Consider the following 25,105-nt stretch of genomic DNA (forward strand, 5'->3'; position numbering starts at 1 on the left):
ACTCGAACCCCGAACCCGCGGATTAAGAGTCCGCTGCTCTGCCAGTTGAGCTAGCGGCGCTCGTTGGCAACGGGAGAAACCTTAGCATGCGGTTCGGCGGGATCTCCAATCGGTATTGCTGCGGCGCGCAAATGTGAGCCAGGCTATGGTTCAGCCGGACAAACAGCCGCAAATCGACCCCGGGTCCGCCAGCGAGAACCCCGACGGCGTTGATCATGGAGTTTCCAGTGGCGACCCGGCGCGAAACCACGGTTGACTCCATGATCAACGAAACAGGGGGAGGGAGAAGAAGCGCTGGCCGTGGACGTCGTCGCCGTAGGGCGGGATCTCGGCGTACCCGAGGGCCTGATAAAGGGCGATCGCCTCGGGCAGGGCCTCGTGCGTACTGAGACGGAGTTCGGTGAACCCGAGGTCGGCCGCCGACGATTCCAGGGAAGCCAGCAGACGTCGTCCGACGCCGAGACGCCGGGCGGAGGGACTGACCCACATGTGCTTGATCTCGCCGACGCCCGGCGAAAGAACGCGAAGTCCGACGCAGCCAACCGGTGCGACGCCGTCCGACGCCACGAGGAAAAAGGCGAAGGCGGAGGCCGGCAGGAGATCGTCCGGCCCGTACCCCTCCGGGAAACGACGGGACAGCTCTTCGGCGTACTCGTGAAGGCATGAGCGAGCGACGGCGGATCCGGCGGCGACCGGCTGGACCTCGATGGCCGCGATCCGCAACAGGCGCTGGACCTCGTCCATGGCGTCGGCGAGGCGCCGGCGCTGGTCAGGGGTGAGCGGGTCGACGAGCGTGGCCACCGACTCGTCGGACCGGGTGTCGAGGTCGGACACCGCCGCGCGGCCCGCGGCCGTGAAGACCGCGATGCGCGCGCGGCCGTCCTCGGGGTGACGCTCGAGGGTGATGAGGTCCTGGCGTTCGAGGGCGCGGAGCAGTCGGCTGAGGTAACCGGAGTCGAGGCCGAGGCGGGCGCGAACGGAACGGACGTCGGGATCGCGTGAGAGCTCGTAGAGCAGGCGGGCTTCGCCGAGCGAGCGTTGGCCCAGGTAGTGGTCGGTCAGCACGCCGATGCGCTGGGTGTAGTAGCGGTTGAACTCGCGAATGCGACCGGTGACCTGCTCCATGCAGAAAGTATCTGACTAAAGTCAGGTAATCTCAAGGCAACGCGGCAAGCCGGAAACGCGTCCATCGATTGTGCTGAAGCGAATCTTCACGGCGCTGGCCGTGCTCGCGGTGACGGCGGCGTGCTCCAACAGCCCTGAGCAGAGCGATACGCCTGGTCTGACCCCGCGTGGAACGATCGTGACGACCGCGAAACCGACGCGGCAGGACCTGACGAATCGGGTGAGCCTCACCGGCAAGGTCACGGTCAACCCCGTGTTCGGGCTGGTCGCGCCGGTGACCGGGCAGGTCCGGTACGTGACGGTGACGACGCCGACGAGCACCCCGACGAAGCCGACCAAGGTCGCGACGGTGGTGGCGAAGGGCAAGTCGCACGTCGTGAACGTCCCGGCCGGGGCGATCTTCACCGGGCGGCTGGCCGACGACCGCTCCACCGTGCAGGCCGGGATGCCGATCGTCTCCGCCAAGCACGTCGGCTACGGGATCGTCGCCGACATCGACGGGGCTCAGGCATACAAGATCTCCGGGGCGCTGTCGACGGTCCGCGCGCAGATCACCAACGGTCCCGGCCCGTTCACCTGCAACGTGCTCGGCACCATCGCCGCGCTGCCCGGCGGGGTCATCCCCGATCCGCCGGCCCAGCAGCCCGATCCGTCGGCCTCGCCGTCCGCGCCGCCGGTGGTCAAGGCGCCCCAGCAGAACACGACGCCGTCGGAACCGACCGGCATGCGCGTCGTCTGCATCGCGCCCGCCTCGGTCACCCTGATCAACGGCGCGGCCGTCACCATCGAGGTGGTCACCGAAAGCGCGACCAACGTCCTGGTCCTGCCGGTCGAGGCGGTCGCGGGTGGTCAGGGCAAAGGTCAAGTCGAAGTGGTACGCCCAGACGGCACCCACGAGACCCGGGAAGTAGTGCTGGGTCTCACGGATGGGAAGGTCATCCAGATCAAGTCGGGACTCACCGAGGCCGACACGGTCATGGTCCCGGGGCCGGACCTCCCGCCTGCGCAGACCACCGGCGAGCAGGGCGGACCCGGCGTCGTGGTGACGAAGTGACCGCATTGATCGAGCTGTCCGGCGTAACCAAGACGCTCAAGGGACAGCAGGAGCCACGCACCATCCTGTCCGGAGTGGACTTAAGCGTTCACGCCGGTGAAAGTGTGGCGGTGCTCGGCCGGTCCGGTTCGGGTAAGAGCACTCTGCTGAGCCTGATCGGCCTGTTCGACCGGCCCGACGGCGGGCAGTACCTGTTGAACGGCAAGGACATCACCAAGCTGCGGGAACGCAGAGCGGCCGCGCTGCGTAGCGCCGAGTTCGGCTTCGTGTTCCAGCGGTTCTTCCTGCTCAAGCACCTGACCGCCGCGCAGAACGTGGCGATGGCGCTGGTCAACGGACAGGGCTGGCTGCCTCGGCGGCACCGTAAGGCGCGGGTGATGGCGGCGCTGGAACAGGTCGGCATCGCCCATCTGGCCAAGCACCGGCCGGCTCGGCTGTCGGGCGGTGAGCAGCAGCGAGTGGCGGTCGCCCGGGCGTTGGTCCGGCAGCCGAAGGTGCTCCTGGCCGACGAGCCGACCGGCGCCCTCGACACCGAGACCGGCAACCTCGTCATCGAGGTGCTCCACGCGACCACGGAGATGGGCTGCGGCCTGGTGCTCGTGACGCACGACTGGGATCACGCCAGGCGCATGGGCCGCGTGGTACGCCTTTCCGACGGCGTACTGCATCCCGAGGATGTGGAGGTCGGAGTATGAGGCGGTTCTCCGGGCGGCTGCGGTCCGCTCTGATCATCGGCATCCAGGGCATCCGCGCCCGCAAGACGCGTACGCTGCTGTCGATCGTCAGCCTGTTCCTCGGCGTGCTCGCCGTCGTCGTCGTGCAGGCGGGGGCGGAAGCGGCGAACAAGGCGGCCCTGGCCAACATCGAGTTGATGATGGGCAAGGACGGCACCGTTCAGATGTGGGTGCCGGACGAGAAGCACGCGCTCTCGCTCACCCTCGACACGTTGAAGGGGCGTACGGACGCCGTCGGCACCCTCGGCACGAGCGCCACCATCGGCGAACCCGGCGTCAACCCGGTCAACCCCGGGGGCGGGCCGTTCGATCAGCCCGGCGAGTACGGGCCGATGGGCGGTGGCCAGTTCTATTGCGACACCCGGGGCTACTGCAAGGAGGTGCCCCAGCAGCAGCAGGCGGAACAGCCACCGGTCGGCGCGGCGATCGAACTCGGGTTGACCGGGTTCACCGGCGACATCCGGCCGTTCCGCCCGTACAAGCTGACCTCGGGGAAGTGGCTCGATTTCAGCGGCCCGCCGTCGCTGGCCCCGCGCATCGTCGTCAACAAGGTCGCCGCGAAGGGATTCGCCCGCTACCAGATTCCGGCCGAGATGCGGATCAGAGGCGCCATCGCGAACCCGACTCCGCACATCATCGGCGTCGTCGACGACGGTCAGGACCGGCCGATGGCATACGTGCGGGCGGACGAGCTGACGAACTGGGTTCCGACCACCACCGCGGGCACCTTCGGCGGGATGGAGATCCTGCGTACGCAGGAAGCCACCGATGTCGAGCAGATCCTCAAGCGGCGGCTGCTGGCCGACGGCCTCACGAACGACCAGTTCAGCTCGATGGTGATCCAGTCGAAGAAGGAGATCGAAGGGCAGCTGGCCATGTTCCGGCTGATCTTCCTCGGCATCGCCGGGCTGGTGCTGCTCATCGGCGTCGCCGGCATCCTCAACGTCGGCCTGGCCACGGTCGGCGAACGGGTCGAGGAGTTCGCGCTCCGCCGAGCCGTCGGTACGCCCAGATCCCTGCTGGCCGGCATCGTGCTCGCGGAAACGCTGCTGACCGGGCTGTTCACCGCGGCCGCTGCGATCGGCGTCGCCTCTCTCTGTCTGAAAATCGTCAGCCGTGTCCTGGCCGGGCGGGCGGCGTTCCTGGCCGACATGGAATTCCCGTGGCAGGCCGGGGTCGCCGGAATCCTCGCCGGGCTGATCGCCGGGCTGCTGGGCGGGCTGATCCCCGCCATCCGGGCGGCCCGCATTCCGATCGCGACGGTCATGCGCGCCTGACTCTCTTCCGCGCTTCGACCGCGCTTCTGACCGCCGGATCACGGTTATGCATGCTTCCTCGCGCTGGGAAGCATGCGTAACCGTGATCTGCTTGCTTCAGAGCGGGCCACGGGGATGGGCGCCCACCTCTACCATCGGGGATCTCTGCTGGAGAAAGGACACTGGTGACAGACCCCGAAGTGGTCACGCCGGAACAACCCACTCTCGCGCCGGTATCGGTTCGGCGCAGCCGCGGCCCGCTGCTGCTCGTCGGCAGTCTGGTGCTCGCTCTCCTCCTCGGCGTCGGCGGCTGGGCCGGCCTGTCGCTGATGGCCGGGACCGGCCCGCAGGCCGCCGAGATCACCCCGGGCAACGTCGTCGCGTTCGCCGCGGTCGACCTCACTCCAGGGCTCGGCCAACAGCGCAAACTCGCGAACCTACTCGCCAAGTTCCCCAAGGCGTTCGACGACGGCGACGTCCGAGTGGACGACAAGGACCTCACCGCCGACGTCACCCCGTGGCTGGGCGGCCGGTTCGGTGCGGCGATGTGGATGCACAACAGTCAGGCGTACACCCTGTTCGTGGCGGCCAGCCGCGACGACCGCAAGGCCCGCGAGGGTCTCGAACGCCTCCGAGGTCGCGAAGGCTCCGGCAAGTTCGGGTTCGTCGTCGGCGACGGCTACGTCGTGGCAGCAAGGGGTACGCGCGACGCCCAGGCCGCCGCCGAAGCCGCGCACGCGGAGGCCCAGGCCACGCCGCTCGCCGGAGTGGCGGCGTACGCCGACGCCGTGAAGTGGCTGCCCGAAGAGCACTTCGCGCACGCGTACGCCGATCTCGCCGGGCTGAACCAGGCGATGACGACGATGATCATGTCGGATCTCGGGGACCTCGGCGAATCCGAGGAGGCGATTCCCGAGGACGCGATCACGGAGGTCACCTCCTCCGGTTTCTTCACCGGCGTACCGGGGTTGACGGGGAAGCAGAAAGGCACGCTGATCGTCGGCGCGAACGCGGTCGACGGCGGCGTGGAGGTCCACTACCGGACGTTCGGCGCGGCCGGGACGGAGTCGGTTGCTCCGACCGCTGACCTGATCGCCGCCGTCGGTGACCTCTCCGCCGACTCGGCCGTCGCGGGTTCCGTCGCGATCGCGAAGGCTCCGGCGGAACTCGAAGGCATGTTCGGAGCGCCGATGCTCGACCCCGAGGATTTCGACCCGGAGGACTTCGAAGGCCTCACCCCCGAGGACATCGCGGCGATCAAAGCCGAGATGGCCAAGGGACCCGACTTCGCCAAAGCGTTCAAGGCGCTGGACTCGTCGCTGCTCACCTTCGCGATGACCGGTATGCAGAATGAGATGCCCGTATTGTTCGCCACCCTGCAGACCAAGGACGCGACAGCGGCCGGCGATGTGGCGGCAGCGGCGAAGGCGACGGAGATCCCGCTGAAGGTGACCGTCAGCGGCAACACCGTCCGGATCGTCTCGGACGGCTACACCGCATCGGCGAAGCTGTCCGGCTCGCCGCTGTTCACCAAGGCGATCGAGGGCCTGCCCAGCCACCCGGACTCGCTGGTCTACGTCGACCTGACCAAGTTCCTCAGCCAGACCGGGGCCGACGCGCGTACGCGGGAGATGGCCGCCCCGATCAAGGCGATCGCTGCAGCGTCCACCCCGCTCGGTGCGGACAGCGAAGGCACGATCCGCCTCGTCATCGAGTGACCGTGGCGGTGGGCGGGCATGTCCGGCCCGCCCACCGCATTCGGCGCCTTCGTCAGGTGGCTTCGGCCAACTCGCGGCGCTGGCCGACGCTGTGCGCGATCGCGAGCGTCACCGCGACGGCGACTCCGAAGCCGATCGTGAGGATCGCCGAGACGAGCAGGGTTTGGCGGCCGCCGACGGCGGTGACCAGTGGGCCGCCCAGCAGCACGCCGAGGGCGGTGGACGGGATGGTCAGGGCGCTGCGCGCCGCCAGTACCCGGCTCAGCGCCGACGGCGGGCTCAGGCGCTGGAACAACGCCGTGCAGATCGCGGTGAACGGGCCGTAGATCAGCCCGCCGATCGCCATTCCGATGAGGCCGGGCGTCACGCTGTCGGTGAGGCCGAGCGGCAGCAGCGCCAGTCCCCAGCCGACGATGATGCTGATCACGACCAACCACAGTGGATGGTTACGCAGGAAGCCGGCCGCCAGCCCGCCGACGGTGCAGCCGACGCCGAAGACCGTCCAGTACAGGCCGAGCAGGCTCGCCGGCGCGTGCGCCTCCGTCGCGATGTGGATCGGCAAGGCTACCTCTACGGGGCCGTAGAGGAAGAAGAAGACGCAGGTCACCGCCAGTAGACCGAGCAGTTTCGGCTGGCTGCGCAGCGTACGCCAACCGCCCGGTTCGGCGCCGGCAGCGCGGGAGGCGGCGGGGGCGGTCGAAGAGGGCGCAAGCGTCCAGGAGACCGCGGCCAGCACGGCGAAGCTGACCGCGTCGGCGGCGATCACCCAACCGGGGCTGACCGCCGCGAGCAGCAGTCCGCCGAGCGCCGGGCCGACGAGGACTGCGGCCTGGGTGAAGGTCGACACGAGTGCGTTGCCGGTGACCTGATCCTCTTCCGGAAGCACCTCGGCGACCATCGTGTACGCGCCGGCGTTGCCCCAGGCGTGCAGCAGCGACGACACCGCGAGCAGGACGACGTAGAGGGCGGGTCCGAGCACTCCGGCGACGGCGAGCACCGCGATCGTGCCCAGGACCACCGCCCGCAACGAGGCGTCGACCGCCACGAGGCGTACGCCGCTGAACCGGCGCACGAACCGGGCGAGCAGGGCGGCGCCGAGGGTCGCCGGCAGGGCGTACGCCGCGACGGCGAGCCCGGTCCAGACGCCCGCCTGGCCGGCCGGGGCGATCTGCACCGCCAGCCAGGCCACGGCGACCATGCTCATCCCGTCGCCGAGCGCCGAGACCAGCATTCCCGGAAGAATCCGGCGCAACGCCGGCTGCCGGAGGACCCGGCCGTACGACCCGTTCATGTCAGCGATCCTGCAACAAGCCGAGGACATTGCCGTCGGGGTCGGTGACGGTCGCCACAACGCGGCCACCGCCGACTTCGCGTACGGGGTCCTGCACGGTGCCGCCCGCTGCCACGATCTCGGCGATTTTCGCCTCGATATCCGTCACCTCCCAGTACGTCACCGGGGATGTCATGCCCTGCGGTCCGCCACCCAGCACCAGCCCCACCTGCAGGCCGTCCATGTCGAAGCCGACATAGTAGGAGGAATCACTCTGCGGCTGCCGGCCCAGCAGCGCGGCGTACACGTGCTTGGCCTTGGTCAGGTCGGAGACGGGGTGAAGCACGGTCTTGATGCCCTTGGTCGTCATGTCTTTCAGCCTCGACCACCGCGCTGCCGCGCACATCCGTGGCGACCACGGGGAGCACCACGTATTCCGCGGAGCGTGAGGCACAATTGGCCGCGTGACAGCGGTCCAGGCAGGGATTTCCACGCGCGAGGCCGAGGTGCTGGCCCTGCTCGGCGACCACCTCAGCAACGCGGAGATCGCCGCGCGTCTGTTCATCTCGGTCCGTACCGTCGAAACCCACGTCTCGTCGATGTTGCGCAAGCTCGACGCGCCGGACCGGCGCGCGTTGGCCCAGCTCGCGGCCGAGTGGGGCCGGGCCGCGCGGGGTGGCGATGTCACACTCGGGCTGCCGGCGCCGGTGACGGCTTTCGTCGGCCGCGCGCAGGAAAGAGCAACGCTGGTCGAGGCGGTCACGGCCCACCGGCAGGTCAGCGCGGTCGGTCCCGGCGGCGTCGGCAAGACCCGCCTCGCGCTCGCGGTCGCGAGCGACGCCGCGGCCGATTTCACCGACGGCGTCTGGTTCGTCGACCTCGTGCCGATCACGGATGCCGCGATGGTCGGCGCCGCGGTCGCCTCGGCCGTCGGGGTGGGCGAGCAACAGGGCCGCGGCCTGGACGACAGCGTGATCTCCGCGCTCGCCGATCGGCACGCGCTGCTCGTTCTCGACAATTGCGAACATGTACGCGACGGAGTTGCGCCCTTCGTGGAACGGTTGCTCGCGGGGTGCCCGCGAGTGACGGTGCTGGCCACGAGCCGGGCCCGGTTGATGGTTCCCTTCGAACGAGTGCACCCGGTTCCGCCGCTGTCGCTGGAGGGTGACGCCGACTCCGACGCGGTGGCGCTGTTCCTCGACCGGGCCGCCGCGGTCGGCTCGCCGGTCGCGCCCGAGCAGCGAGACCAAGTCGCCGGCATCTGCCGGGGGCTGGACGGGGTGGCCCTCGCGATCGAACTGGCCGCCGCCCGGCTGCCGATGCTGGGGCTCGACGGGCTGACCGAGGTGCTCTCCGACCAGCTTCGGGTGCTCACCGGCGGAGCCCGCGCCGCCGACCGGCATCGGTCGGTACGCGCGACGCTGGACTGGAGCGTCGCACTGCTCGACCCGGCCGACCGTACGCTGCTCCAGCGGATCGCCGTCTTCGTGGCACCGTTCACAATGGACGCATCCGCTCAAGTGGCCGGAGCCACAATGGACGGACTGGCTCGGTTGGCGGAGCAGAGCCTGCTGTCGGCCGCGCCGGCACCGGGTGGCATGCGTTACCGGACGCTGGAGACCATCCGTCAGTACGGCCTGGAGCAGCTGGCCGCCACGGGTGAGCTCGACCGCGTACGCGCCGAGCACCTGCGGTGGTGTCTCGCCTTGGCGACTGAGCTGGCCGAGGACCCGAAATCGGGGACCGGTGCGTGGCGGGCCCGCTTCGACTACGCCGCCGACGATCTGCGGGCCGCCCTCGGCTGGGCCGCCACCTCGCCCGAGCACCGAGCCGACGCGTACGCCCTCGCCTCGGCGCTGGCGCAGACGGCGTTCAGCCGGAACCTCATCGGCGAAGCGCAGCAGCGCTACGAACAGGCCGCTGACTTGGCCGGCGATCCCGTTCCGGCCGGAGCCGCCCTGCGACAGGCGGCCGCCGTCGCCGGATGCCGGATGCGCGGTGACGACATGTATCGCCTCTATCGAGCCGCCGCCGAGACCGCCCGGGATGCCGGCGACGACGCCGGAACCGCTCGCGACCTGGCGACGGCCGCCGCGACGGTCTACCGATTCTCCGGCACGTTCGCCGACCCGCCGTCCGCCGAGCAGGCGGCTGCGTTGCTGACCGAGGCGCAGTCGCTCGCCGGAGACGATCCGGCCGCGCTGGCCGCGGTCGCGCTGGCCGAGTGCGGCGTACTCAGTGCTGAGGCAGGGTTGCCGGCGGCGTCGTCTCGCGCCGAACGCGCCGTCGAGCTGGCTCGGAGCAGCGGCGATCCGCTTGCGCACAGTGCGGCGCTCGACGCTCTCGCGGCGGTGCAGTGCTGGGCCGGTGACACCTTCGCGACCGCTGCCTCCGCTCGTCAGCGGGTGGACTTGCTGGCCAAGGTTCCGGCCACGCCGGCCGGCGCGCTTGAGCGCACGTACGCCTTGTCCGAAGCCGCCGAGATGTCGGTCGGAGTCGGTGATCTGGCCGCCGCCCGCCGGTGGGGCGAGGAACTCCGGGATCTGCCGCTGCTGGCCGAACGCGGCGACTTCGCGACATCCCGGCTGCTCGTCGCCGATGCCCTCGCCGGTCGGGCCGACGGCGTACTGGCCGCTTGTGGCCGTTTCCGCGACGCTTGGGGCCGGTCGGGCGGGCTGCATACGCCGACTCTCGCCGTCGCGGCCGCTGCCGTCGCGATGATCCACGGCCTCCGCGGTGACGACGTCGCCCGGTCGGAGTGGCTGGAAGTCGTCGACGAACTCGACGTCGCCCCGGAACTGCGAGCCGGATACAGCGCGGTATTCGACGCGACTGTGCTGCTGCACTCGGGTCGCGCCGACGAAGCCTTCACGTTGCTCGCCGCCGACCCCGACGAACTGGGGGAGTGGGCCATCTGGGTGTGGCGGCACTGGTATCTCGCTGCGCGCGCGGAAGCCGCCGCGCTGCTCGATCGGCCCGACGCTCGCGACCTGATCGCCGCCGCCCGCCCGATCGTGACCGGCAACCCGGTCGCGTCCGCGCAACTGGACCGCGCGGAAGCGTTGCTGGACAACGACTCTGAGCGCTTACGCGCCATCGCGGCCGACTTCGAGGACGCGGGCAGCCGCTATCAGGCCGCCCGCACGCTTTCCCTGGCTGGGGACGCCGCCCACGGATCGGCTGCGCTGGCCGCTCTCGGGTTCACCGCCTAGCTGCAGATCACGGTTACGCATGCCTCCGCGGCCGCTTTTGGCATGCATAACCGTGATCTGCAGCTAACGAGCGGGCGCGGTTGGGCGCGGCGAGCGGGCGAGTCAGCGACGCAGGCGGCGGGCGGCCTCGCCGAGCAGTGCGATGCCTTCGGCGATCGCGCTCTCGCTGAGCACCGAGTAGCCGAGGATGAGCGCCCCGCGCCGGTCGCCCACCGGCGCGATTCGATAGCGCGACAACGGTTGCACGAACACTCCGAGTTTGGCCGCGCCGTCGGCGAGTTCCTGCTCGTCCAGGTCGGGTGGCAGCCAGACGAGCAGATGCAGGCCGGCGGCGATGCCGGCCGGGCGGGCACCGGGCAGGTGGCGGTGCAGCGCTGCTACCAGCGCCTCGCGGCGGGCCCGGTAGAGCGGGCGCATGCGGCGGGTGTGCCGGTCGAACTCACCGCGTACGAGGAAATCGGCGAGGGCCAACTGCTCCAGGGTGGCCGAACCGCGATCCGCCGCGATCTTCGCCTCCGCCACCGCGTCGGTCAGGTGCTCGGGCAAGACGAGCCAGCCGATGCGTACGCCCGGAGCCAGCGTCTTGCTGAGCGTTCCGGCGTACGCCACCTGCTCGGGCGCGAGACCTTGCAGCGCACCGAGGGGATCACGGTCGAAACGGTACTCCGCGTCGTAGTCGTCCTCGATCAGCAGAGCGTTCCGTTCGCAGGCCCAGCGAACCACCGCCGCCCGCCGGGCCGCCGGGAGCGCGCCGCCGACCGGCCACTGATGCGACGGCGCGAGGACCAGGGTGTCGGCGTCCACATCGTCGAGTCCGTCGGTCAAGATGCCCTGTTCGTCCACCGGTACGCCGATCACCGCCAACCCCGCGCGAAGGGCCGCCGGACGGGCGTCGTCGTCCGGGGCCGGATCCTCCAACGCGAGCCGGGTCGCACCCTGGTCGGCGAGCACCTGAATGAGCAGCCGGATGCCTTGGGCGAATCCGTTGGTGATGACGATGTTGCGGGGATCGGCGACCGTCCCGCGTACGCGATTGAGGTAGTCGGCCAGCGCAGTTCGCAGCGCCGGCGCTCCGCGCCCGCTGAGCAGTGCGAACTCGGGTGTCGACGTCGTGGTCAGCACCTGGCGGAAGCTCCGCAGCCAGGCTTGGCGAGGGAAGTGCGCGACATCGGCCCGGCCATAACTGAAGTCGATCCGGTACGCGGCGGGCTCGATCACGGGCGGCCGATCGGCGGGTTCCCGCACACCCCCGGCGACCTCCGTGTAGCCACCGGGGCGAGAGGCCAGATAGCCCTCGGCGGTCAGTTGTGCGTACGCCTCGATCACGACTCCGCGCGAGACGCCGAGGTCGGCGGCGAGCAGCCGCGTCGGCGGGAGGGATGAACCGATGGGCAACCGGCCGCTGCGGATGTGTGCGCGTACCGCCGCTGCTATCTGCCGGTGAAGCGCGACCGGAACGTCACGGCGGACGTCGAGCCGCAGCTCGCCCACCCGCGGGGAATTGGTCCTGTTTCCGGCCATCGATTCGGACCTTATCAGCGGTCCCCGATGCGGCGAGGATCGAAGAAACCACTTCACCAGGAGGAATGACATGACCACGAAGCTGTTCGTCAACCTGCCCGTCCGCGACCTCGGCCGCTCGCAGAAGTTCTTCACCGCGCTGGGCTTCGAGTTCTTCGGCGCGACCGAGGACATGGCGTCGGTGATCATCAGCGAGCACACGCAGGTGATGCTGCTGGCCGAGAGCACGTTCGCCGGGTACGCCCACCGCCCACCCGCCGACGACGGCGCCACCGAGGCGATCCTGGTCCTGGGCCTGGAGGATCGGGCCGCCGTCGACGCCCTGGCCGCCAAGGCGGTCGACGCGGGCGGTACGCAACTCGGCCCGGCCCGCGATGACGGCGGGATGTATCAGATCGGATTCGTCGACCTCGACGGTCACCAGTGGGCGGCGCTGACCATCGGCGCCTGACCTCCTTGATCAGCGGAAGTTTCGTGGGGTCAGGACACCGCGAAACTTCCGCTGATCATGTGCTCACCAGTAGGCGGCAGCGGAGACCGATCCGCCGATCGCCCAGCCGATCCCGTACGCCGACAAGTCCCAAGCGGTCCACGACTCGGTTTCGGTGAACGCCGTGCCGCCACCGGGGTAGACGGCGACGCGACCGCGCTCGGAGGCGCCGGAGACGGCCGTCTCCTGCTCTGCCCCGATGATCAGATCGCCGATGCCGTCGCCGGTCCGGTCCACCACGGCCACAGGCAGCCCGAACGCGTCGCCCAGCTCGGCGGTGTCACCGAATCCGGGTGAGTCCTGGGTGTACCACTTCGTGCCGGCGGGTGCGTAGCCCGAGGCGGTCGCGGGAACGACGCCGACCGCGCCCGTGATGGCGGTCCGAGCCAACGGTGTGCCGATGACCAGCTCGGCCCGGCCGTCGCCGGTGAGATCGCCTACGCCGTACCAGTTTCCGTAATAGAGATCCTTGCCGGCGGCCCCGGTGTTACTCGGGACGATCACCTGACGGTCGGAGCCGATGATGCCCGTCGACCGGCCCTTGAGCACCACGATCGCGCCCGTCTGATCGTTGTCCGATCGGAAGACATCCGCATCGGTGAAGACCTCTGCCCGGCCGTCGCCGTCCACGTCGGCGATCGCGACCTTCCACCCGATCTCCCCGAAGTTCAGCGAGCCGTTGCCGGGTGCCCCGAGCCCCGGCGGTGTGATCCGGTTGATCCCCGTCGTCAGCAAGCCTGTCGGCGAGCCCTTCAACAGGAGGACCGCGCTCTCGTTGGCCCAGATGGTTCCGTCGTGGTAGTTCTCGGCCCCCGGTACGCCGATCGCTAGGTCGGCGTACCCGTCGCCGGTGACGTCACCGAGCGCGATGGACTGGCCGAAGTAATCGGCCTCCTGGCCCTGGTAGGGATCGCTCTCGGGGTAGTTGCCGCCGGTGTTGTCCTGCGTGAAGTACTGAGTTCCCGTCAGCCGTACGCCGGCGGCCGAGCCGAAGAAGACGTTCACCGCGCCGAGGCGCTGACTGCCCGGCCCGGCGGAGCGAGTCGCGATGGCGACGTCGTCGAAGCCGTCTTTGTTGATGTCGCCGACCGCGAGGGAGGAGCCGAACTCGTCGCCGTACTCACGCCGGCCGGGTACGCCCGGAAGATCCGGCTGGAGGGCGATCGCGGTGTCCATGTGCAATCCGGCCGGGCCGCCGTAGACGAGCCAGATGCGGTCGTCGCCGACCGAGCGGGAGGTCGCCCGCCCCGTCCTCCTGGTCGGCAGCAGTCGCTGTGTCGCCGGGGCGTACTCCCGGAACATCAGGTCGCCGTAACCATCGCCGTTGACATCACCGGAGGTGAACGGAGTCGGCGTGTTGGCCAGCGAGCCGATGCGGTCGAAAGCTCCAGACGCGTAATTCACCCGTAGACCGTTGTCCTGGACGAAGACGATCTCCGCCTTGTCGTCACCGTCGAAGTCCCAGGCGACCCGGCGGGCGGTCGGCGTCACCGGCGAGATCGTTCCCACTCGGGTGAACGACGGCGGCGGTTGCTCGATGACCACCGGTGCCGAGGCCCGGCTTCCCGCCGTCGGCAGCACCGCTGTGACGGCGGCGAGCAGGGCCGCGATTCCCTTGATCCACATACCTGTCCTCCCGTGGTTGCACGCAGCATAGAGCCCGTTCGCATCCGGCGTCTGCCGTCCCCGGAAGGGCGGTGGTCTACCCATCGACACAGGCCACTAGCCCTAAGCGTCGATGTGTGGTAGGAATCCTTCAATCTTCTGGCCGAGTCTGAGAATTTCCTTCATTGGGAGGCGTGCATGAGAAAGGTGATGGCCGCCGGGGCCGTCCTCGCAGCACTGATCGCACCTTCGGCGGCCGCTCCCGCGACTGCGGCGGTAGCGGTCGCAGCAGTCGCACCACAGCCGGGCACCTATACGGGCAAGGGATTCGACACCTGCACCGCACCCTCCCAGTCGGCCATGAACGCGTGGAAGGCCAGCTCGCCCTATCGGGCGGTCGGCATCTACATCAGCGGTTCGAGCCGGTCCTGTTCGCAGCCGAATCTCACCGCGACGTGGGTGTCCAACCAGGTCGCCAACGGCTGGCGCCTCATCCCCATCGAGCTCGACTACCAAGCCCCCTGCGGCACGCGTACGCCGAAGATGTCCAGCGATCCGGCGACTGCCCGGTCGCAGGGCGCGAGCCGGGCGACCAGCGCGGTCAACGCCGCCAAGGCGCTCGGCATCCCGGCCGGCAGCGCGATCTACAACGACATCGAGCAGTATCCGACCAGCGCCTCCTGCCGGGCCGCGGTGCTCTCGTATCTGTCCGGCTGGACCAACCAGCTGCATACGCTGGGTTACCTGTCCGGCATGTACTCCAGCGGTTCGTCCGGCGTCCTCGACGTGTGCAACGCGTACGACAACCCTCAGTACACTCGGCTCGACCATCTCTGGATCGCCTGGTGGAACGGGGTCGCCGACACCGGCGGCGGCCAGTACTGCGCCGACACGGCGTACCCGAACCACCAGCGTCTGCACCAGTACGCCGGTGATGTCAGCGAGACGTGGGGCGGCGTCACCATCAAGATCGACCGCAATTACCTCGACGTCTCCACGGTGGTGACGGAGCCGCCGACTCAGTGGAGCACGATCGTCGACAACTCCGACAGCAGCCGGTTCACCGCGAGCGCCAACTGGGGCACGTCGAGCTACTCGACGCAGCGCTACGGGGCCGACTATCGGTTCGCCGACCCGGTCTCCGCCAGCGATCCGGCCTGGTACAAGGTGAACATCCCGGAGACCGCAACCTACGAGGTCTCCGTCTGGTATCCGGCGAACTCGGGGTACAACAGCGCGACTCCCTACATCGTGGCCACCACCAGCGGAAACCAGTCCGTCGTCGTGAGCCAGCGGGTCAACGGCGGGCAATGGGTTTCGCTCGGCGTCTTCACCCTCGCCGCCGGCGACGGCGACAAGGTCGGCGTCAGCCGCTGGACAACCGGAACCGGCTACGTCATCGCCGACGCCATCCGGGTCACCCGCGTCTGACCGGGTCGGACCGCGCTGGATCAGGGATCCGGGTCGTACTCGCGCCAAGATTCGACCCGGAACCCTGATCCAGCCCCAACGTCAGGGGCAAACGTTCATCCGAGCGTTCGAAGCTGATCATCAACCCAAGCGCCGGAGTTAGCGAACCGTCGGCAGAGTGCAGCGCGAACACACTCCTGCCAGCTCGGAGCGCACCCCTTTGCACCGACCCAGGCGAGCGATCGCCGCCTTGCTCACGGCCCTCGCGGTAACCGTTTTCGCGGCACCGGGCCAGGCTGCGGCGCATCCGTTCGGCGATCCCCAGACCGTCACGATCAGCGCCGACGCCGCCCGACCGGACACCGTCCACATTCGATGGAAGGTCGGCGGCCTCGACGACCTCACCCTGCTCGGCATCTCGCTCGGGTTGCTGCCGCGCAGCCGGGTCATGCTCGACGGTGCGGTCTTCTACCAGGCCACGGATGCTACGACGGTCGGTCCGTCGCCCGAGCTGACGGAGTACCTGCTCCGCCAGATCGGCGTCACGAGCGCCGGGAAGTCTTGTGCCGGGACCGTGCATCCGCCCACCGAACTGGCCAAGTCCGGGATCACCCTCGACTTCACCTGTCCGGCTGCGGTCGGCAAGGTCACGGTCGCGGTGCGTACTCTGACCGACCTCAATGCCGCGTACCAGACGCTCGCGACGGGTCCGAACGGCGCTCGGGCGGTTTATGCCGCGGGCCACGAAACGCACGACTGGGTCCTCGGCCAGGCAGGCAAAAGCAACCACGTCGTTCTCGCCGGTGTCTCGCTCCTCGTCGTGGTCCTTCTCTTTCTGCTGGTACGCCGAATGCAGCGGGCGAAGCGGGTGACCCGGTGACCGCCGCCGACCAGTTGCAGGAGATCCTCCGGTCGCCGGGAGTGCCGCCGCTGGCCTTCGCGCTCGCGTTCGCGGCCGGAGCCGGGCACGCGGTGACTCCCGGGCACGGCAAGAGCCTGGCGGCGGCGTACCTTGCCGGATCTCGGGCGCGCCTGCGCGACGCCGCCTGGCTCGGCGGTTCGGTCGCGGTGATGCACACACTCTCGGTGCTGGTCATCGGCCTGGCCTGGACGTTCCTGTCGCTCTCGGACGTCTTGCCGATGCACCGCCTGACAAGTTGGCTCCAACTGCTGGCCGGCGTCCTCGTCGTAGGAACAGGCGTCTGGCTGCTCCGCCGGAGGTTCCACCGGCACGGGCATCCGCATGACCATGACCACTCGCATCAGCACGACAAGCGGCCCGGTTTGGTCCTCTTAGGAGTGTCCGGCGGGCTCACTCCATCACCGGCCGCCTTTCTGGTTCTGGTGACCGGATTGTTCCTCGGCCGCACCGGATTCGCCCTGCTCCTGGTCATGACGTTCGGGCTCGGCATGGCCGTCGTGCTGTTCGGCGTGGGCGCGCTCGCCGTCGCCGGCAGTTCGATCGTGGTCCGGGGCGCTCGCTCCCGCTCGCTGCTCCGGCTCGCCACCCGGGTGGCTCCGATTCTGGCCGCCACCGGCATCACCGTGCTCGGCGTCGCCATCACCGTCCTCGCGGCGGTCAATCTCACCACCGTCACATAAGGAGACGCTTCACCATGTCGCACCGACTGCGTACGGCTCGGCGGGGACCACGTGTCCTCCGGGTCGTGCTGGCGTCCGTGCTCATCGCCGGATTCGGGGCCACCGTACCCGTCTCCGCCGGTGCGCAGGACGTCGCGGCCGGCACCCCGCCGACCCTCAACCTGCGGGACGGGCAGACCCTCGCCGGCACCGTCAAGCTGACCGCCGGGCCGACGACCGAGAACGATTCGGTCGCGTCGCTGAAGGTCGACGGTGTCACCGTGGACTCCGCGAGGACGGCCGGCATCGCGCACCTCGCGTTCGCGATGGGCGGCAACGGCACCGAAGCCCGCTACCACAACTACATCACCGTCAACGACCGCACGGCGGAAGCGGACCGGATCTACTTCCCGGACATCCCCGGCGGTCAAAGCGCGGCGCTCGACTTTCCGGGGGACTGGCTGCGTACGGGGGTCAACACGATCACCGTCCACGCCGGGGCCAACTTCGTCGACACCACCAACACGGCGGCGGTCGGCTACGAGGTCCTCCCGTACGGCGAGGGCGGCCGGTGCCCGAACTACGACGACTTCCCGCTGACCAGCATCGGGCTGAGCCTGATCGGGGTGGTCGCCGACGGCGAGCAGAACGCGTTCAGCTACAGCTTCGGCGACGGCACCTGCGGCAGCTCGCCGCATCTGCTCACGCAGGACCTGACCTTCGTGGTGTCGGGCGAGATCGGCGGCACCGCCGGGCTCAGCGCCGACCTCGACACCACCACGCTGGCCAACGGGGAGCACACCGTCACCGCCACGGCGGTGTCGGGCGCGAGCGTCGCGGCGAAGGTCGCCGTGAACAACGCCCCGGCCGGTGCGCCCAAGGTGACCCCGGCCGACGGTGCTCGCGTACGCGGAAAGCAGCCGGTCGTCGCTGCGCTCCCGACCGGCGCCGACGGCGCGGTCACCGCGCTGACCATCGACGGGGCCGACGCCGAGAACGCCGAGTCCCTCGCGACCGGGACCGCAGTGCTGGGCCTGATCGTCGAGGCGGGCAACTCGATCGAGACGAAGTACCACAACTACCTGCTAGTCAACGGCAACCGTGTCGATCTCGGCGGTGACTACGGTGTCACGGGCGCGGAACTCGTCACGGTGAAGTTCCCGCACCGATTCCTGCACCTCGGCGACAACGTGATCGAGGTGAAGACCGGGGACTACAACGGCACCGCGAACGGAGTCACCTGCGCCAACCACGACGACTTCAAGCTCACCCGAAGTTCGGCCGCCCTGGCGCTGACCGGGGCCGGCACGGTCACCGCCGGGACGACGTACCTGGTCACGACCGCGACGAACGGCACGGTGACGAAGGACGAAGCGACCACCGAGTCGCTCGTCCTCGGTGACGGCACGTGTGGGGCGAACAAGGAGGCGGAGTTCCACTTCGGCATCGCGGACGCGCCGACCACTACCACGATCGACACGCTCGGAGCCGGCACCGCGCACCTGCGGATGTTCATCGGCGGCAACGGTTCCGACAACGGCTTCGACAACCAGGTCCTGGTCAACGGCATCCCGCTCGCGATGGGCATCTGGGAGAAGGAGACTGCCGACCTCGCCTTCCCGAACGAGTGGCTCACCCCGGGCGTGAACGTGGTCGAGTTCGTCGCGGGCAGCGACCACGGCAGTGCCAACGGCGGCTGCGACAACTTCGACGACTTCACCTTGCGCGACTTCGAGCTGGCTCCGGCCGGTGCGCAGGCGTCGCCCCTCACGAAGCAGGTCGCCGGGACGAACGTCACCATCGGCAGCTCGACCTACCCGACCGGCAGCCCGGTGACCGTCTGGGTCGGCGACGGTTCATGCCGCAGCAACAACAACTACGTCCTCGACAAGACGATCCTGTTCGACGTCACCGCCGGCAACGGCGGTACGCCGGTCGCGCTGGGCCGTCGCGCGGACGTGAACACGGCGACGTTGACCGACGGGGCCCATCAGATCAAGGCGGTGGCCGACGGCAAGACCTCGACTCGGCAGTTCACTGTGGACAACACCGCGCCGGTGGTCGAGACCAGTACGCCCGCCGAAGGTCAGAAGCTGACCGCCACGGTGGCGCTGACGGTGAAGGTCGCCGACGCTTCCGGAGTCATGGGCACCCCAGTGATCAAGCTCGACGGCAAAACGGTGACCGAGGGTACGCAGATCGGCCACGGCCTGGCGGCCGGCGCGCATACGATCGCCGTCACCGCGAGCGACATCCTGGGGAACAAGGCGACCCGCGAGATCCACTTCACCAGCGCGAGCATCCCAGATGTCCCGGCCGACCTGACGGCGACGGTCAGCGGAGGCACCAAGCCGTCCGCGACCCTGTCGGCCACGATGCCGGGAGCCGGCGGAGGGGCGCTGACCGCCACCTTCACCAAGGCCGACGTCGTGCTGCCGACCTCGGGTTACCAGGGCACCGCCTCGGCGCTGCCGACGACCCTCGACGTCGCCCATGACGCCACCGTCAAGGTGGAGTCGCTCCGGCCGCTCGACGGTCAGAGCGTCGACACGCCGTCCGGCCGGGACGTCGTCTTCCAGCGGTACGACCTGAACGTCGGTGCCGCCGCGACGCCGGTGCTGCGCTGGGAGGGGACGATCGACCCGGCCCGGGTGGTGGCACTGCGGGTCTGGCAGTCGTCGGCGCAGAAGTGGGTCGTCCTGACGAGCGCGCGCGGCCAAGCCGGGAAGCCGATCGTGCTGGCCGCTCAGCTGGGTGCGGAGTTCCGCGACGGTGCGACGGCGCATGTCCTGGTCACCGGGGAAGACCCGTTCGCCGACGACCTGTCGCCGCACGACTCGACCGCGCAGAACGACAAGGACAAGTTCGAGGATCCGAGCACGTACGACTTCGCGATCGCCCACTACACCGACACGCAATACCTCACGGAAGGCGCTGCGGGCGGCACCTACGACGACTTCGACGGCACGGCGGAGCCGACCGATCTGGAGACGGCCGAGGAGCAGGCGATCTGGCAGGCGGCGTACCGGTCGGAGACGCAGTGGATCGCCGACAACGCGGCCGGCCGGAAGATCGCGTACGTCGCGCACACCGGTGACGTGATCGAGAACGACTACTACGACCCGCTGGCCAGGAAGCCGGACGGCACGCTGCTGCGGCCGGGCCTCGACGAGCAGGTCACCAAGGAGCTTCAGGTCGCCTCAGGCTTCCAGAGCATCCTCGACCGCAACGGCGTGGTGAACCAGGTGATCGCCGGAAACCACGACAACCAGCTGGGTGCCGAGACGGGCCCGGACTCGCGGTTCAGCCAGACGTTCGGCGCGAACCGGTATTACCAGGTGGCGCAGGGCTGGCCGGCCGGATCCGAGTATCACGCATGGGACGAGGTGATCAACGCCGACGGTACGGTCACGCCGGGCAAGGACAACCAGAACAACTACATCCTGTTCTCGGCGGGCGGCCTCGACTTCGTCGCGGTCGGGCTTTCCTACGGCGTGACGCCGCAGGAGGCGAAGTGGGCGGACTCGGTCTTCAAGCGCTACAAGGACCGCAATGGAATCCTGCTTTCGCACGACTACCTGCGGCCGTCGACGAACCCCGACGGGCGGGGTGCGGATTTCTCCGCGCCGGACGGCTCGCCGCTGTACAAGACGGTCGTCGAGGCCAACCCCAACGTCTTCCTGGTCCTCGCCGGGCACGAGCACGGCGTGGGCACGAACCTGAAGACGAAGGTCGGCGTCACCGTCACCCACGACGTCGTGGAGCTGCTTGCGGACTACCAGTTCTACACCGTCCCTGCCGGTGAGCTATGGCCGGACAAGGTCGACGCGAACGGTGCGATCGACGTCAACGGTGACGGAACCATCGACCACAGGGCGACCGACCGGCTGCAGTTCGGCGCGAGCTTCCTGCGTCTGCTTCAGTTCGACGTCGCCCGGTCCGAGGTGCACATCGACACCTACTCGCCGTTCCTGAACGACTTCGGGGCGACCGAGTACGACATCCGCCAGGACGGCAGCCAGACAAAGCCGCGGTACAACGGTTCGGAGGACAACCTGACCCTGCCGGTCGACCTCACCACCCGGAAGACCTCCTTCTCGACCGATTCGCTGGCGGCGTACGTGCCGTCGGGGACGATCGGGACCGACCAGGTCACGGCGAACGGCACCGCCTCGGTGACGTGGCCGGGGCTCGCTCCGGCGACCTCCTACGGCTGGATCGTCTCGGCCGAGAGCGCCGACGGCGGCGTCGCGGTGGCGCAGCCCGCCGTCTTCCGTACGCCGAAGGGCCGCCCGACGCTGACCGCCACCACCGCTCCGGTGGAGTGGGGGACCGCCGCAGCCGTCACGGTCAAGCTCGCCGCCGACGGCGTACCGGTGACGGGCTCGGTGGAGCTACGCGAAGGCGACAAGGTACGCGGTTCGGCCGCCCTGGCCGCGGACAGCCTGACGTTCCCGCTCCCAGTCGGGCTCTCCGCCGGTACGCATGAGCTGACCGTGTCCTACTCGGGCAACGACCAGCTCGAGACGGTGCAGACCTCGGTCACGGTGACGGTGAACCTGCCACCGGCGTGGAACGCGACGACGTCGTACAAGGCGAACGCCAAGGTCAGCTACGACGGCAAGGCGTACCTGGCCGCGTGGCACTCCAAGAACGCCAAGCCCGGCGACCCGGCCGGGGCCTGGCAGGAGCTCGCGATGACCGAGGAGGGCACGGCGGTCTGGACGGCGTCGCGCATCTTCACGGCGGGTGACGTCGTGGCGTACGAGGGCAAGACGTACAAGGCGCTGTGGTGGACGCGGAATCAGCAGCCGGGCAACCCGTCCGGGGCGTGGGCCGAAGTGGCTCCGACTCCGCCGGACAACAGCCCGGCAACGTGGACGCCGACCACCATCTACCACGTCGGTGACCGGGTCACCTACGACGGTCACAGTTACGAGGCCAAGTGGTGGAACCGCAATCAGGCACCCGGAGCCGCTAACGGGCCCTGGGAACTGATCAAGTAAGGCAGCTCAGGTACGCGTTGATCATGAACCTAAGGTCCGGCTTTGGCCTTCGGCCGGACCTTAGGTTCATGATCAACGCGGCGACGGCTCAGCGCAGGAACCGGTCCTCGGCCTCGTCGGCGGGGACCGGTTCGGCGAACAGATGCCCCTGCCCGTACGCACAACCGAGGCGTACCAGGTGATCGCGTTGCTCCGTGGTCTCCACGCCTTCGGCGATGAGCCGCAGACCCAGCTTGTGTCCCATGAGGATGATCGAGTCGACGAGGTCGCCGCTCTTGACGTCCTGGCCGAGCCGGGAGACGAATGACTTGTCGATCTTCAGGGCGTCGATGGGCAATCGGTGCAGCGCCTCCAGGGACGAGTACCCGGTGCCGAAGTCGTCTATGTAGAGCTCGCAGCCCAGCGCGTGGATCTCCTCGAGGAAGGTCCGGGCCTGGGACACGTCACGCATGACGACGCTCTCCGTGAGTTCGAGGGCCAGCCAGCCGCCGTCGATCCCGGAGGCGAGGATGCACTCGGTGAGCGTGCCGAGCAGGGTCCGTGTCCACAGTTGACGGTGGGACACGTTCACGCTCACTCGCAGGTCCCGGCCCGCCGCCTCGCGCCACCCGGCGAGCCGACGGCAGACGTCGGCGAGGATCTGCTGACCGATGCCGATGACGAGCCCCGTCTCCTCGGCGATCGGCAGGAACCCCGCCGGGTCGAGCAAACCACGGGTCGGGTGCTCCCAGCGGGCCAGCGCCTCGAATCCGTCGATCCGGCCGGTCGGCAGGTGCACGATGGGCTGCACGAAGGTCTGGATCTCGTGCCGTTCGAGGGCCCGCCGCAGCTCCGACTCGACTTGCAGACGGCGTACAGCCTTGGTGCGCATCGAGTCGTCGAAGACGGCCTGGGAGCCCTTCAGCCGGGACTTCGCCGTGTACATCGCGATGTCGGCGTCCCGGACGAGATCTTCGGCGGTGGCGGCCGACGAGTCGCCGAAGGTGACGCCGATGCTCGCCGTCACCACAACGTCGTGCCCCTGGACGTGGAACGGTTCGGCCAGGCTCGTCTGCAGGCGCTGGGCGACCTCGTTGGCGTCGGTGTTCTCGGCGATGTCGTCGAGCAGGATGAGGAACTCGTCCCCGCCGAACCGGGCCGCGGTGTCCGAGGCCCGGAGGTTCTCGTTGATTCGCGCGGCGACCTCGACCAGCAGACCGTCGCCGGCCCCGTGCCCGAGGCTGTCGTTGACCACCTTGAACCCGTCTACGTCGAGGAAGAGAACGGCGAACTGGCGGCCGGGCGTACGCCGTCGCTGGCGGATCGCCTGGCGCAGCCGATCGAGGAACAACGTGCGGTTCGGCAGGCCGGTCAGCCCGTCGTAGAGCGCGGCGGCCCGGAGCTGTTCCTTGCCCAATCGCAGGTCGCGCACCATCCGGTCGTAGTCCAGGGTGTGCGACAACAGGGCGGCCCAGTGGTTGACCGGCTCTCGCCCGGTCTCGACCGCGCGTACTGCGGTGTCGGCGACGGCTAGCAGCCCCCAGTCGCTGGCGTCGACCTTCACCGGGACGACGAAGACGATGCCCTCGGGCAGCCGGCCGGCGACGTCGAGCAGGTACGCCGGGGGGAAGGCGGTGACGTCGAGCCGAGTCGGCACCTCCGGCGCGATCCCGTCCTTGAGGTACGCCCCCGCCACCTCCAACGTCGTGCCCGTGCCGGTCCACAGCCCCAGACAGCCGGCCTGAGCCGGCGTACGCGCGAGCCAGCCGAGCCCACGGGGATCGTCCCGGTGGCCGCGCAGCAGTCCGGTGCTCACCTCGTACTGCTGGCTCAGCGTCTTCTGGAGGTAGACGTTGTCGAGGAATTCGGCCCGGCCGTGCGCCTGCATCATCGCCCGCATCAGCGGCCCGGCCGGACTGTCCTGTTCGGACACGGTGGTGACCATGTCCATGAGGATCTCGGGCCGTCCGCTCGCCTGGGCCAGCCGCTGGAGGGCGGCCGACAGGCCGGGCGCGGGCGCCGGCCCGATCGCGTCCGCGACGGCCGCCACGTCCCGGTCGACGGCCGCGCTGGGCACCTCGGGCGGCACCGGAGCGACTGCCGCTCGCAATTGTTCGGCCACCGTCGACGAGGCCGGCCCCGGTACGCATCCGCAGGATTCGCGGACGACCAGCGCCGTCGGAACGTGGTGATGCGCGGTGGGCTCACCGGAGCCGTGCAGGAGCCGGGCCAGCTCGGCGACTGCCGTCCGGCCGAGCAGCTGCACCGGCTGCCGAACGGTCGTCAGCGGGGGATCGGCATACGCCGCCACCCGTTGATCGTCGAAGCCGATGATCGCCTGATCCTGCGGCAGGACCAGACCCTCCGCCTGCAGGATGGTCATGATCCCCACGGCATTCGCGTCGGTGCCGGTGATCAGCGCGGTCGACGGGATGCCGGCCGCCACCATCTGCCGCCCGGCCGCCTCACCACCGCCTTCGTGATTGTCGCCGGCCTCGAAGACGAGAGCGGGATCGAAGTCGATGCCGTGCGCGATCAACGCCTCGCGGTACGCCTCCAGGCGCTCCCGGACGTCGGTCGCGCCGAGGAACCCGGCGAACGCGATGCGCTGGTGCCCGTGGCCGATCAGGTGATCCACGGATGCGCGTACGCCGGCGCGGTTGTCCGGCACGACGACCGGGCAGTCGAGATCGGTGACCTCGTAGCCGACCGCCACTACCGGCCGCCCGGACTCCTGGACGCTCTTGAGGTACGCCGACCCGGCCGCGCGGAGGATCACCACGACTCCGGCGATGTGGTCGGCCCCGACGAGGTGCCGCAGGTCGGGCGGGCGCTCGATCTCCGTCTGCTCGGTGCCCGCCTCCGAGGTCTGCATCGCGAGCACGTTCGCGCCGAGCTCCCGGCCGGCCCGGGCGATGCCCGCCATGATGCCGCCGAAGTACCACCCGCCGAGGTACGGCGAGAGCACGCCTAGCGTGAGCTCCGTGGACATCAGCGACATGGTATGCCCGAAACGGTGGCGGGCCTAACCTCCGCGCGGCCGAAGAATCGAGGGAACTGCCCGATATGTCGCCTTAGGCGTGCACTGCGTTGTGCGTACCCCTGGAGAAACGCGCGGAGGCTGGGCGTCACGCGGACGCCCAG

16 protein-coding genes are annotated in these 25,105 nt (G+C 69.4%); 10 read left to right on the forward strand and 6 right to left on the reverse strand.

Translation table 11 applies throughout. The features are described from left to right. Positions 1-264: 264 nt before the first annotated feature. Complete coding sequence (locus HOV77_RS13655) at positions 265-1,125, reverse strand: helix-turn-helix domain-containing GNAT family N-acetyltransferase (protein WP_290862055.1); 861 nt, start codon at positions 1,123-1,125, stop codon at positions 265-267. A gap of 178 nt (positions 1,126-1,303) precedes the next feature. Between HOV77_RS13655 and HOV77_RS13660 the strand changes: the two genes are divergently transcribed. The 4 genes from HOV77_RS13660 to HOV77_RS13675 all read left to right on the forward strand — a co-directional run bounded on the left by HOV77_RS13660 (position 1,304) and on the right by HOV77_RS13675 (position 5,887). Then, on the forward strand, positions 1,304-2,179 hold the full coding sequence (locus HOV77_RS13660; RefSeq protein WP_290862057.1) for an efflux RND transporter periplasmic adaptor subunit: 876 nt from the start codon (positions 1,304-1,306) through the stop codon (positions 2,177-2,179). Then, positions 2,176-2,874: an ABC transporter ATP-binding protein gene (locus HOV77_RS13665; RefSeq protein WP_290862059.1), complete on the forward strand. Its 699-nt coding sequence runs from the start codon at positions 2,176-2,178 to the stop codon at positions 2,872-2,874. The genes HOV77_RS13660 and HOV77_RS13665 overlap by 4 nt, the downstream gene beginning before the upstream one ends. Next, complete coding sequence (locus tag HOV77_RS13670) at positions 2,871-4,190, forward strand: ABC transporter permease (RefSeq protein ID WP_290862061.1); 1,320 nt, start codon at positions 2,871-2,873, stop codon at positions 4,188-4,190. The genes HOV77_RS13665 and HOV77_RS13670 overlap by 4 nt, the downstream gene beginning before the upstream one ends. 164 nt (positions 4,191-4,354) lie before the next feature. Next, positions 4,355-5,887, forward strand: a complete 1,533-nt coding sequence (locus HOV77_RS13675; RefSeq protein WP_290862063.1) for a hypothetical protein — start codon at positions 4,355-4,357, stop codon at positions 5,885-5,887. A 52-nt stretch (positions 5,888-5,939) separates the two neighbouring features. Here HOV77_RS13675 and HOV77_RS13680 read toward each other — a convergent pair whose 3' ends face one another. Both HOV77_RS13680 and HOV77_RS13685 read right to left on the reverse strand, forming a co-directional pair. Further along, positions 5,940-7,178, reverse strand: coding sequence for an MFS transporter (locus HOV77_RS13680; protein ID WP_290862065.1), 1,239 nt, complete (start codon positions 7,176-7,178; stop codon positions 5,940-5,942). 1 nt (position 7,179) lies between these two features. Next, the gene (locus HOV77_RS13685; protein WP_290862067.1) at positions 7,180-7,527 is read right to left on the reverse strand and encodes a VOC family protein; all 348 of its coding nucleotides are present in this window, start codon (positions 7,525-7,527) and stop codon (positions 7,180-7,182) included. Positions 7,528-7,621: 94 nt separating this feature from the next. Between HOV77_RS13685 and HOV77_RS13690 the strand changes: the two genes are divergently transcribed. After that, positions 7,622-10,369 carry a LuxR C-terminal-related transcriptional regulator gene (locus tag HOV77_RS13690; RefSeq protein WP_290862069.1) on the forward strand — a complete coding sequence of 916 codons (2,748 nt, stop codon included), beginning with the start codon at positions 7,622-7,624 and terminating at the stop codon, positions 10,367-10,369. Positions 10,370-10,471: 102 nt separating this feature from the next. On the opposite strand, the gene HOV77_RS13695 is transcribed toward HOV77_RS13690, so the two are convergent. Further along, positions 10,472-11,890, reverse strand: coding sequence for a PLP-dependent aminotransferase family protein (locus HOV77_RS13695; protein ID WP_290862071.1), 1,419 nt, complete (start codon positions 11,888-11,890; stop codon positions 10,472-10,474). A 70-nt stretch (positions 11,891-11,960) separates the two neighbouring features. Between HOV77_RS13695 and HOV77_RS13700 the strand changes: the two genes are divergently transcribed. Next, complete coding sequence (locus HOV77_RS13700; RefSeq protein ID WP_290862073.1) at positions 11,961-12,341, forward strand: VOC family protein; 381 nt, start codon at positions 11,961-11,963, stop codon at positions 12,339-12,341. 63 nt (positions 12,342-12,404) lie between these two features. On the opposite strand, the gene HOV77_RS13705 is transcribed toward HOV77_RS13700, so the two are convergent. After that, positions 12,405-14,006, reverse strand: coding sequence for a hypothetical protein (locus HOV77_RS13705; RefSeq protein WP_290862075.1), 1,602 nt, complete (start codon positions 14,004-14,006; stop codon positions 12,405-12,407). 177 nt (positions 14,007-14,183) lie between these two features. Here HOV77_RS13705 and HOV77_RS13710 point away from each other — a divergent pair, with 177 nt between their 5' ends. The 4 genes from HOV77_RS13710 (at position 14,184) to HOV77_RS13725 (ending at position 21,982) form a co-directional block, all read left to right on the forward strand. Continuing rightward, positions 14,184-15,416: a glycoside hydrolase domain-containing protein gene (locus HOV77_RS13710; protein WP_290862078.1), complete on the forward strand. Its 1,233-nt coding sequence runs from the start codon at positions 14,184-14,186 to the stop codon at positions 15,414-15,416. Positions 15,417-15,645: 229 nt separating this feature from the next. Next, on the forward strand, positions 15,646-16,275 hold the full coding sequence (locus HOV77_RS13715) for a hypothetical protein (protein WP_290862079.1): 630 nt from the start codon (positions 15,646-15,648) through the stop codon (positions 16,273-16,275). After that, entirely contained in the window at positions 16,272-16,997 is a 726-nt protein-coding gene (locus tag HOV77_RS13720; protein ID WP_290862081.1) for a cobalt transporter, read from the forward strand. The genes HOV77_RS13715 and HOV77_RS13720 overlap by 4 nt, the downstream gene beginning before the upstream one ends. Before the next feature lie 14 nt (positions 16,998-17,011). After that, complete coding sequence (locus tag HOV77_RS13725; protein WP_290862083.1) at positions 17,012-21,982, forward strand: carbohydrate-binding protein; 4,971 nt, start codon at positions 17,012-17,014, stop codon at positions 21,980-21,982. Positions 21,983-22,070: 88 nt separating this feature from the next. Here the strand turns inward: HOV77_RS13725 and HOV77_RS13730 are convergent, their stop codons facing one another. After that, positions 22,071-24,953 carry an EAL domain-containing protein gene (locus tag HOV77_RS13730; RefSeq protein ID WP_290862085.1) on the reverse strand — a complete coding sequence of 961 codons (2,883 nt, stop codon included), beginning with the start codon at positions 24,951-24,953 and terminating at the stop codon, positions 22,071-22,073. Positions 24,954-25,105 lie beyond the last annotated feature (152 nt).

Origin of the sequence: Hamadaea sp., from assembly GCF_013362815.1 — a bacterium.
In the GTDB taxonomy this organism is placed as follows: Bacteria; Actinomycetota; Actinomycetes; order Mycobacteriales; family Micromonosporaceae; genus Hamadaea.